This window comes from Bacterioplanes sanyensis, assembly GCF_014652515.1.
In the GTDB taxonomy this organism is placed as follows: Bacteria; Pseudomonadota; Gammaproteobacteria; order Pseudomonadales; family Oceanobacteraceae; genus Bacterioplanes; species Bacterioplanes sanyensis.
Map to the genome: position 1 here is coordinate 249,119 of NZ_BMYY01000003.1, position 15,725 is coordinate 264,843.

Consider the following 15,725-nt stretch of genomic DNA (forward strand, 5'->3'; position numbering starts at 1 on the left):
CCGGCCAGCAAAGCACCCATAAAGATTTTGGTAGTGGCCGCTAAGCGGCATTGCCAGGCGCCGCGTTGCTCATAATTGAGCTATTAAGACGGCATGAAAAGAATGCTAATCAATGCAACTCAGTCTGAAGAGTTGCGTGTAGCCCTAGTGGATGGGCAAAAACTGTACGATCTCGACATCGAAACCGGTGCCCGAGAGCAGAAAAAATCCAACATTTATAAAGGCAAGATCACCCGCATTGAGCCCAGCCTAGAAGCGGCGTTTGTCGACTTCGGTGCTGAACGCCATGGTTTTTTGCCCCTCAAAGAAATCGCCCGCGAGTACTTTGTCAAAGACCCTGGCCCTGGCCGCATCAATATCAAAGATGTGCTGAAAGAAGGCCAAGAAGTCATTGTGCAGGTCGACAAAGAAGAACGTGGCAACAAGGGCGCTGCACTCACCACGCAAGTGAGCTTGGCAGGTCGCTATCTGGTGTTAATGCCTAACAACGCCCGTGCCGGCGGCATTTCCCGTCGCATCGAAGGCGATGAGCGCGCCGAGCTGCGTGAGGCCATGAAAGACGTTTCCGTACCGGATCGCATGGGTGTGATTGTGCGCACAGCGGGCATCGGCCGCAGCTCAGAGGAACTGCAGCGCGACCTCGACTATTTGGTTCAGCTTTGGGATGCCATCAAAACCGCAGCCGACGAAAACAAAGCCCCGACCCTGCTGCTGCAAGAGAGCAACGTCATTTTGCGCGCCATCCGCGACTACTTGCGCCAGGACGTCGGCGAAGTGCTGATCGACACCGACGAAGCGCACCAAGAAGCGCTGGATTTCGTCCGCCGCGTGATGCCGCAATTCCAGAACAAGTTCAAGCGCTACGAAGACAGCGTACCTCTGTTCAATCGCTACCAGATCGAAGCGCAAATTGAGAGCGCCTTCCAGCGCGAAGTAAAACTGCCATCCGGTGGCTCGATCGTCATTGACCCCACCGAGGCGCTGGTATCGATCGACATCAACTCAGCACGCGCCACCAAGGGTGCTGACATCGAAGAAACCGCGCTCAACACCAACCTAGAAGCCGCCGACGAAGTGGCACGCCAACTGCGTCTGCGCGACATGGGCGGCCTGGTGGTCATCGACTTCATTGACATGATGTCAAACAAGAACCAACGCGAAGTTGAAAACCGCCTCAAGCGCGCATTAGAGCTAGACCGTGCCCGTGTGCAAGTCGGTCGCATTTCACGCTTTGGCCTGATCGAAATGTCACGTCAGCGCCTGCGCCCGTCGCTGGAAGAAACCAGTGGCCACGTATGCCCGCGCTGTAACGGCACCGGTGTCATCCGCGGCATTCAGTCCGTTGGCCTGTCTATTTTGCGCCTGATCGAAGAAGAAGCCGCCAAAGAAAACACCGGCCAAGTGCGCGCCGAGGTACCCAACCCTGTCGCCAGCTTCTTGCTGAATGAAAAGCGCGCTTTGATTGCTGCGATCGAAGAGCGCCACAACACGCGGGTGATGATTCTACCCAACCCGCACATGGACACGCCTCACTTTGAAGTGCAGCGTTTACGCCCTGACGACACCCTGATCGAAGAAGTCAGCTACGAGCAAAAACTGCAAGGTGGCGAGCCTGAATACGGCATCGACCTGAACACAGAAAACGCCACCAAACCACAGCGCGCAGCCGTTAAGGCCGTCGCACCCGCAGCAGCCCCTGTTGCACCGACCGCCGACGCCAGTGACAAACCCAGCTTTTTTAAGCGCTTGGGTGCAGCACTGACCACCTTGTTTGATGGCGGCGAAGAAGAGCCCCAGCGCAAGCCAGCAGCGCCAAGCCCGCAAAACAAAGGCAATGAGCGCAAGAGCAACGGCAGCCAGCGTCGTAGCAACCCCCATAACAACACCCAAAACAGTGGCCGCAACGACAACCGTAACGATGGCAACAAAGAGCGTCGCAGCCAGTCACGCAACGAGCGTGGCAACAACCGCTCAGAGCGCAACAGTTCCCGCGACGAAAACCGTACTGAGCGCGATAAAAACCAGGAAAAACCAAATCGTCAGGCGAAGCAGCCAGACAACAAGGGCCCGGAAAAAGAGCGCAACAAGCCGCAGGACGATAAAAACCGTCGCAGCAATCAACGCGACAGCAAGCGCGACAACGCCGCGGCAGCGGACAAGGGCAACGATAAAGGCGGCGACAAAAACAACAGCGCCGATAACAAAGCGCCGCGCCGCGACCGTAGCCAAGGCGCCAGCCCACGCAAGCGTCCGAACAAGCCTGACTTCAGCGATGAGCCAGATACGGTATTGATCGGCCAACAAGGCAACAAAGAAACCTTGGACGCCGAGCAAGCCAACGAGGCGCAAAAGGCACAACAGGAAAAACGCTCTGGCAACAGCGATGACAACAACACGGCTGAAACCAAAGAGCGCCGTCCACGTCGTTCGCGCCGTCGTAACCGCACCGACAAGGCAAGTGAGCAGGAAACTGGCAACGCAGCCAACAGCCATGTAGCCAGCAACGAGGACAGCAGCACTCAAACAGAGCAGCCATCCAACGAGCAAACTACCCAAACTGTCGAAGTAACGGCGGCTGACGCCCCAGAGAAGCCAGCGGTTGTCGATACTGCGGATGCCAGCACCAGCAGCAACGATGTCGCTCAACCAGCTGACAACAAGCCAGCCGACAACGATGACGAGCAAGACAGCGACAAGCCACGCCGTCGCAGCCGTCGTGGACGTCGCAAGGCCGATGACAGCAGCTCGACCGATGCCGTCGCAGCAGAAACACCCGAAGCCACGACGGAATCCGACAGCGACGCCGCCACAGCCGATGCTCCTGCGACCAACGACGTTACTCCGGCAGCTGAAAAAGCTGAAAAAGCTGAAAAAGCTGAAGCTCAGGATGGTGGCAGCGATGAAGCAGACAAGGCACCTCGTCCCCGCAATCATCGTCGCAGCAACCGCCGCAAGCCTGACGCCAAGCCGGCCGAGCAAGAAAAGACGGAAGCAGCAGCACCAGCTGCGGAGCAGCAAGTTAAGGCAGAAGCACCGGCAAAGCCTGCTGAGGTCGCTGCAGAGCCGTCTGAAAAACCAGCAGAGCCAACCCCCAAAAGCACTGCCGAGCAAGCAGAGGCAAGCAATGCTAGCGACACTCCTAAGCGCCCTCGCCGTGCGCGCCGTCGCACGGCCGGACGCGCGCCTAACGACCCGCGCAACCAGCTATGCGCCGAGTCGTCAGATGCCGAAGCGCCAATACCTCAGCCAGCCGCCCGGGCCCAAGGTGAAGATGCTAGCCCCACCACCGCGGACCCAGTGACTGCAAACCCGGCGACTGAAAGCCCAGCTCAAAATAATGAGCCAGCGCAGCCGAAAGCTGAGCAGGTAAAACCTGAAGAACCTGTCCAGCCAGACAATGGGCCCGCCGCCAAAGCGGACTCAGATGCGCAAACTGAGGCTGACAAAAAAGACACCGAGCATAGCCGCTAAGGCCTTCGGTATCGCATAAAAAAACCGGCGCTTGGCGCCGGTTTTTTTATGTCTTCGTTTTATGAGAGTGGCATTAAAGCTGCGCAGGTGGCACCCTTACCCAACCTTCCATTAATACCCGCGCACTGCGGCTCATAATGGCTTTGCTGGCACTCCATTGGCCGTCTTTTTCGATAGCTTCTGCACCGACCTTGAGCGTGCCTGACGGATGACCAAACACCACTTCACGGCGCACACCGCCGCCGGCTGCTTCATTCACCAAAGTACCTGGCACTGCCGCTGCGGTGGCAATGGCCACAGACGCCGTGCCCATCATGGCGTGGTGCAATTTGCCCATCGACAGCGCCCGCACCCGCAAATCAATATCGTCAGCGTCAATTTGCTTACCACTGGAAGCAACATAAGCCTCAGGCGGTGCGACAAAGGCGATTTTCGGCGTATGCTGACGCGCCGCCGCTTCACTGACATCGCTGATCAAGCCCATTTTAACGGCCGCATAAGCGCGAATGGTTTCAAAGCGTTGCAGTGCCGCTTCATCGTTATTGATGTCGTCCTGCAGCTCAGAGCCGCCGTAGCCAATATCACTGGCGCGCACAAAAGCGGTAGGAATGCCGGCGTTAATCAAAGTGACATCAAAAGTCCCCACACCCGGCACCTCCAGCTGATCGATCAGGTTGCCGGTCGGGAACATAGCGCCCTCGCCATCGGCTGGATCGAGAAACTCAATCACCACCTCTGCCGCTGGAAAGGTCACGCCATCGAGCTCAAAGTCACCACATTCCTGCACCTGACCGTCTTTCATCGGCACCTGGGCAATGATGGTTTTTTCGATGTTCTTCTGCCAGATCCGCACCGTGCAAATACCGTTTTCAGGTATGCGCTCGGCGTCCACTAGCCCCTGACTGATGGCAAAGGCGCCGACGGCGCCGGTTAAATTGCCACAGTTGCCCGACCAATCCACAAAGGGCTTATCGATGGCTACCTGGCCAAAAAGATAATCGACGTCATGGTCTGGCTGGGTACTTTTATCTAACAGTACGGTTTTGCTGGTGCTGGACGTCGCACCGCCCATGCCGTCGGTATGCTTGGCATAGGGGTCTGGACTGCCAATGACACGCAGCAATAACTTGTCTCGATATTCGCCTGGCTGCTGAGCTTCAACTGGTAAGTCTTTGATATTGAAGAAAACGCCCTTGCTGGTGCCGCCGCGCATATAGGTGGCGGGAATACGAATTTGGGGGCTATCGGAAGGAAAGGACATAGTGCCATCTCGCGTTGAATCAAACGCTGGGCAGCATTGCCACCCAGAACGAAAACATGGGTAAACTCACCCACCCAAGGAAAAACAGGGCAGCCTAAGCTGCCCTGTTGTTTAAGCTACAGAGCTACTGCTGTAAGAACTCCTTAGCAAAGCGCTGCAAAACACCACCCGCCTGATAGGTGATGACTTCTTCGCCAGTATCCAAGCGGCAGATCACCGGCACTTGCTGCTCACGGCCATCCGCATAGTGAATCACCAAGGTCAGCTCACCACCGGCCTGATGCTCACCCAGTACGTCAAAGGTTTCCGTACCATCCAAGCCCAATGTGATGCGCGTGGTACCTTCCTTAAACTGCAGCGGCAATACGCCCATACCAATCAGATTGGTGCGGTGAATGCGCTCAAAGCCCTCCGCCACAATCGCCTCAACACCCGCTAAACGCACGCCTTTGGCGGCCCAGTCACGTGATGAACCTTGGCCATAATCGGCGCCGGCAATAATAATCAGCGGTTGCTTGCGCTGCATGTAAGTTTCGATGGCATCCCACATGCGTACCACCTTGCCTTCTGGCTCAATGCGCGCCAGCGAGCCTTGCACTACGTTGCCTTGTTCGTCGCGCACCATTTCATTCATCAACTTAGGGTTGGCGAGGGTGGCACGCTGGGCCGTCAAATGGTCACCGCGGTGGGTGGCGTAGGAGTTAAAGTCCTCCTCAGGCAGCCCCATTTTGGCCAGATACTCACCGGCGGCACTGTCGGCCAAAATGGCATTGGAAGGCGACAAATGATCGGTGGTGATGTTATCCGGCAGCAAGGCCAGCGGGCGCATGCCTTTCAGCGTGCGCTCAGCGGCCAAGGCGCCCTCCCAATACGGCGGGCGACGAATGTAGGTACTCATCTCACGCCAGTCGTACAGCGGGCTCGGGGCTTTTTCGATATCACCGAGGTCAAACATCGGGATATACACATCGCGGAACTGCTGCGGCTTAACGTGCTCGCCAACGATGGCGTCGATTTCTTCATCCGACGGCCAAATATCCGCTAAGCGAATCTCTTTGCCATCGACCACCGCCAATACGTCTTGCTCAATATCAAAGCGCACCGTGCCAGCCAAAGCGTAAGCCACAACCAAAGGCGGCGATGCCAAAAACGCCTGCTTGGCATACGGATGAATGCGGCCATCAAAGTTGCGATTGCCCGACAACACCGCGGTGGAATACAGGTCGCGATCAATGATTTCCTGCTGAATCTCTGGGTCCAACGCGCCCGACATGCCATTACAGGTGGTGCACGCAAACGCCACAATGCCAAAGCCGAGTTTTTCCAGCTCTGGCAATAAGCCGGCTTCTTGCAGGTAAGTGCGCGCCACTTTGGAGCCAGGTGCAAAGGAGGATTTCACCCAAGGCTTGCGCACTAGCCCCAGCTCATTGGCTTTTTTCGCCAGCAAGCCTGCCGCCACCACGTTGCGCGGGTTGGAAGTATTGGTACACGAGGTAATGGCGGCAATAATCACCGCGCCATCTGGCATCAAACCTTGAGCTTCTTGCGCGCGTGCTTGCTCTAAATTGCCGGCGATGCCTTTAGCGGCCAGGTCTTTAGTGGCAACGCGGGCGTGCGGATTTGATGGGCCGGCAATGGTGCGCCCAACGCTCGACAAATCAAAGCTCAATACCCGCTCATACTGGGCATTAACCAGCGCATCCGCCCACAAGCCGGTGTGCTTGGCGTACTGCTCCACAAGCGCCACTTGCTCCGGTTCACGACCAGTCAGATTGAGGTAGTCGATGGTTTGCTCATCGATATAGAACATGGCCGCTGTGGCACCGTATTCCGGCGTCATATTGGAAATGGTGGCACGATCGCCAATGGTTAAGCTGCGTGCACCGTCACCAAAGAATTCCAAATAGGCGCCTACCACTCGCTCTTTGCGCAAAAACTCGGTTAATGCCAAGACGATATCGGTGGCGGTAATGCCAGGCTGGCGTTTACCCGTGAGTTCAACACCGACAATGTCGGGCAAGCGCATCATCGACGGATGGCCCAGCATCACGGTTTCCGCTTCCAAGCCGCCAACACCGACGGAAATCACGCCCAATGCATCAACATGCGGCGTGTGGGAATCGGTGCCGACACAGGTATCCGGGAAAGCAACACCGTCGCGCACCTGCACCACGGGGGACATTTTTTCCAGATTAATCTGGTGCATGATGCCATTACCGGCGGGGATCACATCGACGTTATCAAACGCGGTTTTGGTCCAATCGATAAAGTGAAAACGGTCTTCATTGCGACGTTCTTCAATGGCGCGGTTTTTATCAAAAGCGTCTGGGTCAAAGCCACCGCATTCCACCGCCAGTGAGTGATCAACAATGAGTTGGGTTGGCACCACTGGATTCACTTTGGCTGGATCACCGCCCTTGGCAGCAATGGCGTCACGCAAACCAGCTAGATCGACCAGCGCCGTTTGCCCCAAAATATCGTGGCATACCACTCGAGCCGGATACCAAGGAAAATCCAGCTCACGCTTGCGCTCAATCAGCTGGCGCAATGAATCAGTTAGCGTCTCCGGTGCACAGCGACGCACCAACTGCTCAGCCAAAATGCGCGAGGTGTATGGCAAACCGTCGTAGGCACCCGGCTTAATGGCCTCGACGGCCGCCCGGGTATCAAAAAATTCGACGTCACTGCCAGGCAGTGACTTGCGGTATTCAGTATTCATAATCAGGCTCATCAAGCAGCACCGGCTATAGCCGGTGCTTTTAAGTTTATCGGTCAGCAATTGCAACGACAGGGCGCAGCGCTTCACCGGTGTAATCCGCGCTCGGGCGAATAATGCGGTTATCAGCACGCTGTTCCATCACATGCCCAGCCCAGCCCGTCAGACGGCTGCAGACAAAAATCGGGGTAAACAGCTTGGTCGGAATGCCCATGTAGTTGTAAGCCGAGGCGTGGAAAAAATCGGCATTGCAGAACAGTTTTTTCTCGCGCCACATCACGGCTTCACAGCGCTCGGAAATGTCGTACAGCGAGGTGTTGCCATTTTCCTGCGCCAGCTTCTCAGACCATTGCTTAATGATGGCATTGCGCGGGTCAGATTCGCTGTAAACCGCGTGACCAAAGCCCATGATTTTTTCTTTGCGCGCCAGCATGCCAAGCAGCTTTTGCTCGGCATCGTCCGGATTTTCCATGCCTTCAATCAGTTCCATGGCAGCTTCGTTGGCACCACCGTGCAGTGGGCCGCGCAGCGAGCCAATGGCGCCGGTCACGCAAGAATGTATGTCGCTTAAGGTGGAAGCACAGACGCGCGCAGTAAAGGTGGAAGCATTAAACTCGTGCTCGGCGTACAAAATCAGCGAGGCGTGCATGACCTGAGTGTGCAGCTCAGATGGTTTTTCACCGTGCAAGGTCCACAGAAATTGCTCAGCGATGGAATCGGCGTCAGTGTCGACGTCGATGCGCTTATCCTTGTGGCTGAAGTTGTACCAGTAATTAATCATGCCGGGGAACAGCGCTAACATGCGGTCGGTGGCATCTTGCTGCTGCTCAAAGCTGTCTTCGGTTTCTAAGTTACCCAACATTGAACAGCCGGTGCGCATCACATCCATTGGGTGCGCCGATGCGGGAATACGCTCCAACACTTCTTTTAACGGCTGCGGCAATGTGCGCAGCGATTTCAGTTTGGCTTTGTAGTCGTCGAGCTGCGCTTGAGTGGGCAGCTCACCTTTTAAAATCAAATAAGCGACTTCTTCAAACTGGCACTGATCAGCCAGCTCTTTAACGTCATAGCCGCGATAGGTTAGGCCAGAGCCAGATACGCCCACCGTCGACAGTGCGGTTTTGCCTGCTACCTGGCCGCGCAGGCCGGCACCACTGAGTTGTTTAGCCATAAGTGATTCTCCCTTATTTGTTTTTGCCGTCTGCGAACAGGGCATCCAGTTTGCTTTCAAAATCGTGGTAGTTGAGGTAATCGTACAGCTCCATGCGGGTCTGCATCATATCGACCACTTTGCGCTGATCGCCTTCTTCCAAAATGCTTTGGTAAACCGTTTCTGCCGCCTTGTTCATGGCACGGAAAGCACTGAGCGGGTACAGCACCATGGCCGCACCCCACTCGCCTAATTGCTCGCGGTTCCACAACTCGGTTTGGCCGAATTCGGTGATGTTGGCGAGAATCGGCACATCTAAAGCGTCGGCAAAGGCACGGTAGTGCTCTTCGGTTTTTACCGCTTCGGCAAAAATGCCGTCAGCACCGGCCTCAACGCAAGCCTGAGCGCGCTCAATGGCGGCCTCTAATCCTTCCTGAGCAAAGGCATCGGTGCGCGCCATGATGAAAAAGCTATCATCTGTGCGCGCATCCACCGCCGCTTTAATGCGATCGACCATTTCGGCTTTGGAGACAATTTCTTTATTAGGGCGATGGCCGCAGCGCTTTTGCGCTACTTGGTCTTCTAAGTGCACCGCCGCTGCACCGGCTTTTTCCATCTGCGAGATGGTGCGAGCAATGTTAAAAGCGCCGCCCCAGCCAGTATCGATATCCACCAGCAGGGGCAAGCTAGAAGCCGACGTAATACGGCGCACATCTTCGAGCACATCGTTGAGCGAGGTCATGCCTAAATCGGGTAAACCATAGGAGGCGTTGGCCACCCCACCACCGGACAAATAAATCGCCTGATGGCCAATGCGTTCAGCCATCATGGCAGCGTACGCATTGATGGTGCCGACGATTTGCAGCGGCTGGTTATCAGTCAGCGCTTGTCTGAATTTTTGACCTGGAGTCATGCTTGACCCTCCTGTTCTAGACGGTGTTCAAGATTGATGAGCGACGTCTGAATATGACGACGCATGAGTAGTTCGGCGAGTTCGGCATCGCGTGCGCTGATGGCCTCAACGATGCGCTGGTGTTCGATTAACGCCTGCTGGGGGCGCTTGTTACTGGTGGATGTTTGATAGCGGTACATGCGCACTAGGTGGTACAGCTCGCCACACAGCATTTGATGTAAACGCGCGTTGCAGCTGCCTTTCACAATGCGATAGTGAAAATCCAAGTCGCCGGCTTTCTGGTAATAGGCCAGCCCCTGCTCTTCTTGAATGTTCTGCTCGTGCTGTTTAAGCAATGCCTGCAGCTCGGCAATTTCGTCATCGGGCATGCGCTGTGCTGCCAAGCGACAGGCCATGCTTTCCAGCTCGACCCGTATTTCATAAATATCACGCAGCTCTGCCAAGCTGAGCGACACCACCCGGGCGCCAGCATGGGGAATGCGCACCACTAAATGCCTGGCTTCCAGTTTTTGAATGGCCTCGCGCATCGGCGCACGGCTGCCACCGTAGCGCTCCACCAGCTGCTGCTCCGACAAACGATCACCCGGCTTGAGCTCGCCCCGCACGATGGCGGTGGTCAGCTCTGTGAATACTTTCTCTGCCAGGGTTGCGTTGTCGGCCATGCACTTTGTCTACAATTGCTTAACTTATTGGCCAAGAATACGCTTGAAATAACAGATTTCAAGTAAAAAACCACAAGATTGTATACAACCAAAGCATTGGACGGGATTTCAACGCACAAAAAAGCCGGCATTGCGCCGGCTTTGTCGACCATTCCTTTGGTGATGCGCTTTACGCTGGCATCGACAGCGCCTCAGGCGAGACGATCACACCGTTATTGTCGGCATAAACAAACTGCCCAGGCACAAAGGTAACGCCGCCAAACTTCACTTCGACGTTCACATCGCCCAAGCCGCGCTTGTCGGTCTTTAGCGGGTTGGTCGCCAACGCTTGCACGCCCAGATCGGTTTCCATAATCACGTCAACGTCGCGAATGCAGCCGTAAATGATGATGCCTTCCCAGCCATTGCTGGCGGCTTTTTCGGCCAGCATATCGCCCAGCAAGGCATGGCGCAGGGAGCCACCGCCATCGACCACCATCACTTTGCCCGTGCCATCGGTATCGACCAGCTCTTTGACTTTGGAGTTGTCCTCGAAGCACTTCACGGTGACGATTTCACCGCCAAAAGATTCGCGGCCACCGTAGTTGTTGAACATGGGCTCAACCACTTGCACCAGTTGCGGATACTCATCGCATAAATCTGGGGTTACGTAATCGCTCATAGTCCTTCCTTATTGAGTTGTTGAATGTCTTGCACTTCGAAATAGAACTCACCCGGCGCAGCATCGGTCAAGGATCGCCACATGGCGCTGGCGACCTGCGTCGCCGGCATGGCCTGATAACGCCCCCACCCCGGGTGCGCCAGTAACTTGCCGGCCAAATGCTCCAGCCCTCGATGCTGCGAGCGCTGCCCCAACAGCACCGACGGCTGCATAAACACTAATCGCTCAAAGCCAATGGCGGCTACCTGCTGCTGCATCTGACCCTTGAGGCGGTTGTAGAGAAAGGGGGATTGCGCATTGGCACCGATGGCGCTCAGTATGCAAGCGCGCTGGGCGCCCAGCGCTTTGGCTTGCTGCGCAAACTGCACCACCAGATCACGGTCCACCGCCGCCAAACCCGCACGGCCCGCTTGTTTGCGCGTGGTGCCCAGGGTGCAAAAGAAGTCCGTCACAGGTGTTTCCATAGGCGGATTGATTGCCAACCAGTGCAACTTGGCATGCTGCCAACTTGGCTGCGTGCGCACGGGCGCCAGCACCTGTTGATAGCGCTCGTCAGCCAATAAGCAGGACAACAGCGCTTGGCCCGTCAGCCCTGTCGCCCCTACCAACAGCGCCGTGCGCTTCACGCTCCGTCATCCTGAGGCTGGCCAGCAGACAGTTCGCGCCCCAAACACCAGTTGCTGATCATGGGCCAGACTTCCTTGGCAGCCTGCTGACTGACGACCATATCAACGTGGCCATAGTCACGTTGAAAACCCTCCGCCTTGCCTAGGCGCACGTATTGCAAAGGCCCGCCGTACAGCGAGGCAAAGCGCTGACAATAAGGCTCAGGGTCAGAGCGGTCGGCCGCGGCGGCTAATGACAACAACGGCACCTCACCGGCTTGCCAGCCAGGCATTAACTTGCGTTTGGGGCGGCGAAAGCGCCACTCGCCAAACCAGTCGTGACGGCGCAAATATTCATTGACCAAGCCCGCCGGCTCAGATTCAGGGCCAATTTTCAGGCGTCGGCCACTGATCTCACCGCGCCGCTTAATCCAGCGCCGCAAACCAAAGCCCAGCAAGGGCAACCACAAATAGCGTGGCCGGCGAATGACCTGGGTGCCCAACAGCACACAGCTGTGCACATTTTCCCGTGTCAGTACGCCACTGGCGATGGCCGACGCCAAAATCACTCCGCCCAGCGAGTGCCCAACCCAAACGGGTGGCCGGCCACTGCGCTCCAGCAGAAAGTCGTTAATGGCACCGATGTCGAACTCAACGTAGCGTTGCAAGGTGTTGTTGCGATAATCCAGGTTGCGCGGGCTTAAACCGTGGCCGCGCTGATCGAGCAGCCATACGTCTAAGCCCTGCTCAATCAAGTGACGGGCCAAACCGATGCCACGCTGCGACCACCAAAAACGTCGATTGGTGAAGCTGCCATGCACCAGCACCACCGGTTGGCCGCCTTGATGGCGACCATCGGCATAGCTCAGGTGAGTTAAAGCCAGCTGCACGCTGCGGTCCGGATCGCGATTGTGCTTTACCAGGTAAACATCTTCGGCCAAAGGCCCTTGCTGTTCGGCCCGCATTAAGCTGACCGGAAACAGCGCACTGCTGCTTTTCATGAAGCTGTTAGTTGTCCTTATCGGCGAGGAAGAACCAGGTATCCATCACCGAATCCGGGTTGAGCGACACACTGTCGATGCCGTGCTCCATCAACCAGCGAGCGAAATCCGGATGGTCCGACGGCCCTTGACCGCAAATGCCAATGTATTTACCGGCTTTTTTACAGGCGTTAATGGCGTTTTCCAGCAGCGCCAAAATGGCGGGGTTACGCTCATCAAACAGGTGAGCAATGATGCCGGAGTCACGATCCAGCCCCAGGGTTAACTGGGTTAAATCGTTAGAGCCGACAGAGAAGCCATCAAAGTGCTCCAAGAACTGCTCAGCCAGCACCGCATTGGCCGGCAGCTCGCACATCATGATTAAGCGCAAATCGTTTTCGCCGCGCTTTAAGCCGTTTTCAGCCAGCAGCTCCACCACCTGCTCGGCTTCACCCGGCGTGCGCACAAAGGGCACCATGATTTCAACGTTGGTAAAGCCCATGTCGTTGCGTACGCGACGCATGGCACGGCATTCCAGCTCAAAACAGTCGCGGAAGTTTTTAGAGATGTAGCGCGACGCACCACGGAAGCCCAGCATCGGGTTTTCTTCTTCCGGCTCGTACAAACGGCCGCCAATTAAATTGGCGTATTCATTCGATTTAAAGTCCGACAAACGCACAATCACGCGCTTAGGCCAGAACGCCGCCGCCAGGGTGGAAATCCCTTCCACCAGTTTGTCGACGTAGAAGTCCACCGGGCTTGAATAACCAGAAATACGGCGTTCAACGGTGGGTTTGATTTCCTCGGGCAGGCTGTCAAAGTTCAGCAGTGCTTTTGGATGCACGCCGATCATGCGGTTAATAATAAATTCCAACCGCGCCAAGCCCACACCGGCGTTAGGCAAGCCCTGAAAATCAAAAGCGCGATCCGGGTTGCCGACGTTCATCATGATTTTAAACGGCAGCTCCGGCATAGACTCAACGCTGTTGCGGCGAATATCAAAGTTTAATGCGCCTTCATAGACCAAGCCGGTGTCACCCTCGGCACAGGAGACGGTGACTTCTTGGCCATCGCTTAACAGCTGGGTGGCGTCTTCGCAGCCCACCACCGCAGGAATGCCCAGTTCACGCGCAATAATCGCCGCGTGGCAGGTACGACCACCGCGATTGGTCACGATGGCAGAGGCACGCTTCATCACCGGCTCCCAATCTGGGTCGGTCATGTCAGCTACTAAAACATCGCCAGGTTTTACTTGATCCATCTCGTCGATGGAGTCGATCACCCGTACTGGGCCTTTGCCAATGCGATGGCCAATGCTGCGCCCTTCGACCAACACTTTGCCGGTCTCTTGCAGCAAATAGCGCTCCATGACGGTTTTGCTGGCACGGCTTTTTACCGTTTCCGGGCGCGCTTGCACTATGTATAAGCGGCCATCATCGCCGTCTTTGGCCCATTCGATGTCCATCGGCCGACCGTAGTGCTGTTCAATGATCATCGCCTGGCGCGCCAGCCCTTCGATTTCCGCGTCATTGATGGAGAACACTTGGCGCTCGGCGCGATCAACGCGCTGGGTTTCTACCGACTTACCGACCGAAGCATCCTGGTTGTAGACCATCTTGATGGCCTTGGCCCCAAGATTGCGGCGCAAAATCGCTGGGCGGTTGTTTTGCAGGTTTTCTTTGTGAACGTAAAACTCGTCTGGGTTCACGGCGCCTTGCACCACGGTTTCACCCAAGCCATACGAGCTGGTAATAAATACGACTTGGTCAAAACCCGACTCAGTATCCAGGGTAAACATCACACCACTGGACGCCGTTTCACTGCGCACCATGCGCTGCACGCCTGCCGACAGCGCCACTTTGTGATGGTCAAAACCCTGGTGCTCACGATAAGCAATGGCACGGTCGTTAAACAATGAGGCAAACACATCGCGAATGGCGTGCTTAACGTTGTCGATGCCGACGATGTTGAGGTGGGTTTCTTGCTGACCGGCAAACGACGCATCGGGCAAGTCTTCGGCGGTGGCCGACGAGCGCACTGCAACCGCCATCTTGCTATTGCCGCCTTGCAGCTTGCTGAAGGCTTCTTCTACGCCAGCCTCCAATGCCGGCGGCAGCGGCGCTTCAAGAATCCAGTTACGGATGCGAGCGCCGGTCTCTGTCAGCATGCGAATGTCGTCCACATCCAGCGCTTTCAGCTCGGCATTAATGCGTTCGTCCAAGCCTTGGTAGGACAAAAACTCACGGTATGCATCCGCCGTGGTTGCAAAACCATTGGGAACAGTAACGCCTGCGTTGGCCAGATTACTGATCATTTCACCGAGCGATGCATTCTTGCCACCTACCCGCTCTACATCGCCCATGGACACCTGATCAAACCAGAGTACGTAATCGGTCAACGCCCTTCTCCTGTCTTTTTCAATGGCTTATCGCTATGATTCGCAGCGCGTAATAGTAAAAGTACCCAGAGCAAATTTCTACATGAAGCGATACGCATTCTTCATTTCCGATGGCACCGGCATTACCGCAGAAACGCTGGGGAATAGCCTGCTCGCCCAGTTTGAGCGCTTAGAATTCGAGCGCATTACCATGCCCTACGTTGACGACGAAGAAAAAGCGCACGCGGCGGTGGCAAAGATGAATCAAGCCGCCCAGGACAGCGGTCAGCCGGTGATTTTGTTCGACACCATTGTCAATAAAAGCATTCGCGCCATCGTCGACTCGGCTAACGCTTTTAAGGTGGATATTTTTGCCACCTTTTTGGCGCCGCTGGAGCAAGAGCTGGGCACCGAGTCGTCTTACAGCGTGGGCAAGTCGCACCTAGCGACCGACAGCCACGACTATCAAGCGCGCATTGATGCCATTAATTTTGCCCTGGATAACGACGACGGCGCACGCACACGGCAATACGCCGAGGCCGATATCATTTTGGTGGGCGTGTCGCGCTGCGGTAAAACCCCCACCAGCTTGTACATGGCGATGCAGTTTGGCATTAAAGCGGCCAACTACCCGCTAACAGAAGAAGACATGCTGGATTTAAAACTGCCGAAATCCCTCAGCGAGCATCGCGACAAGCTCTACGGCTTGTCGATTGACCCGGACCGCTTAGCGCTCATTCGCAGCGAGCGCCGTGCTAACAGCCGTTACGCCTCGCTCAAGCAGTGCTACCTCGAAGTCGAAGAAGTGGAGCTGCTGTATCAACGCGAGCGTATTCCTTACATCAGCACCACCGCCCGCTCCATCGAAGAAATCGCCACCCGCATTTTGGCCGATACCGGGCTGCAGCGACGGTTAAAGACCTAATACA

General features: G+C 56.0%; 11 protein-coding genes. 2 read left to right on the forward strand and 9 right to left on the reverse strand.

Features of this window, described 5'->3' with window-relative positions:
• Positions 1-93: 93 nt before the first annotated feature.
• A complete protein-coding gene (locus IE090_RS07040; protein WP_189387652.1) occupies positions 94-3,471 on the forward strand; it encodes an Rne/Rng family ribonuclease in 3,378 nt (1,125 codons plus the stop codon).
• A gap of 73 nt (positions 3,472-3,544) precedes the next feature.
• On the opposite strand, the gene prpF is transcribed toward IE090_RS07040, so the two are convergent.
• From prpF to ppsA, 9 genes are all read right to left on the reverse strand, one after another.
• Positions 3,545-4,732: a 2-methylaconitate cis-trans isomerase PrpF gene (gene prpF / locus IE090_RS07045; RefSeq protein ID WP_189387653.1), complete on the reverse strand. Its 1,188-nt coding sequence runs from the start codon at positions 4,730-4,732 to the stop codon at positions 3,545-3,547.
• A gap of 124 nt (positions 4,733-4,856) precedes the next feature.
• Positions 4,857-7,451, reverse strand: coding sequence for a Fe/S-dependent 2-methylisocitrate dehydratase AcnD (acnD, locus tag IE090_RS07050; RefSeq protein ID WP_189387744.1), 2,595 nt, complete (start codon positions 7,449-7,451; stop codon positions 4,857-4,859).
• 46 nt (positions 7,452-7,497) lie between these two features.
• Positions 7,498-8,619, reverse strand: coding sequence for a bifunctional 2-methylcitrate synthase/citrate synthase (gene prpC / locus IE090_RS07055; RefSeq protein WP_189387654.1), 1,122 nt, complete (start codon positions 8,617-8,619; stop codon positions 7,498-7,500).
• Between the two features lie 13 nt (positions 8,620-8,632).
• A complete protein-coding gene (gene prpB, locus IE090_RS07060) occupies positions 8,633-9,511 on the reverse strand; it encodes a methylisocitrate lyase (RefSeq protein ID WP_189387655.1) in 879 nt (292 codons plus the stop codon).
• Positions 9,508-10,173 carry a GntR family transcriptional regulator gene (locus IE090_RS07065; RefSeq protein ID WP_189387656.1) on the reverse strand — a complete coding sequence of 222 codons (666 nt, stop codon included), beginning with the start codon at positions 10,171-10,173 and terminating at the stop codon, positions 9,508-9,510. The genes prpB and IE090_RS07065 overlap by 4 nt, the downstream gene beginning before the upstream one ends.
• Before the next feature lie 169 nt (positions 10,174-10,342).
• A complete protein-coding gene (gene rraA, locus IE090_RS07070) occupies positions 10,343-10,834 on the reverse strand; it encodes a ribonuclease E activity regulator RraA (RefSeq protein ID WP_094061063.1) in 492 nt (163 codons plus the stop codon).
• The gene (locus tag IE090_RS07075) at positions 10,831-11,460 is read right to left on the reverse strand and encodes a Rossmann-fold NAD(P)-binding domain-containing protein (protein ID WP_189387657.1); all 630 of its coding nucleotides are present in this window, start codon (positions 11,458-11,460) and stop codon (positions 10,831-10,833) included. The genes rraA and IE090_RS07075 overlap by 4 nt, the downstream gene beginning before the upstream one ends.
• Positions 11,457-12,440 carry an alpha/beta fold hydrolase gene (locus IE090_RS07080; RefSeq protein ID WP_189387658.1) on the reverse strand — a complete coding sequence of 328 codons (984 nt, stop codon included), beginning with the start codon at positions 12,438-12,440 and terminating at the stop codon, positions 11,457-11,459. Before IE090_RS07080 ends, IE090_RS07075 begins: the two co-directional genes overlap by 4 nt.
• A 7-nt stretch (positions 12,441-12,447) precedes the next feature.
• Positions 12,448-14,817 (reverse strand): phosphoenolpyruvate synthase, encoded by a 2,370-nt coding sequence (gene ppsA / locus IE090_RS07085; RefSeq protein ID WP_189387659.1) that lies wholly within the window; start codon positions 14,815-14,817, stop codon positions 12,448-12,450.
• 82 nt (positions 14,818-14,899) lie between these two features.
• On the opposite strand from ppsA, the gene ppsR reads away from it, so the two are divergent.
• Entirely contained in the window at positions 14,900-15,721 is an 822-nt protein-coding gene (ppsR, locus tag IE090_RS07090; RefSeq protein WP_189387660.1) for a posphoenolpyruvate synthetase regulatory kinase/phosphorylase PpsR, read from the forward strand.
• Positions 15,722-15,725: the final 4 nt, after the last annotated feature.

Coding starts and splice junctions, on each gene's coding strand:
- IE090_RS07040 (WP_189387652.1), top strand. CDS start 94: ATGAAAAGAATGCTAATCAATGCAACTCAGTCTGAAGAGTTGCGTGTA.
- acnD (WP_189387744.1), bottom strand. CDS start 7,451: ATGAATACTGAATACCGCAAGTCACTGCCTGGCAGTGACGTCGAATTT.
- rraA (WP_094061063.1), bottom strand. CDS start 10,834: ATGAGCGATTACGTAACCCCAGATTTATGCGATGAGTATCCGCAACTG.
- IE090_RS07080 (WP_189387658.1), bottom strand. CDS start 12,440: ATGAAAAGCAGCAGTGCGCTGTTTCCGGTCAGCTTAATGCGGGCCGAA.
- ppsR (WP_189387660.1), top strand. CDS start 14,900: ATGAAGCGATACGCATTCTTCATTTCCGATGGCACCGGCATTACCGCA.
- prpF (WP_189387653.1), bottom strand. CDS start 4,732: ATGTCCTTTCCTTCCGATAGCCCCCAAATTCGTATTCCCGCCACCTAT.
- prpC (WP_189387654.1), bottom strand. CDS start 8,619: ATGGCTAAACAACTCAGTGGTGCCGGCCTGCGCGGCCAGGTAGCAGGC.
- IE090_RS07065 (WP_189387656.1), bottom strand. CDS start 10,173: ATGGCCGACAACGCAACCCTGGCAGAGAAAGTATTCACAGAGCTGACC.
- prpB (WP_189387655.1), bottom strand. CDS start 9,511: ATGACTCCAGGTCAAAAATTCAGACAAGCGCTGACTGATAACCAGCCG.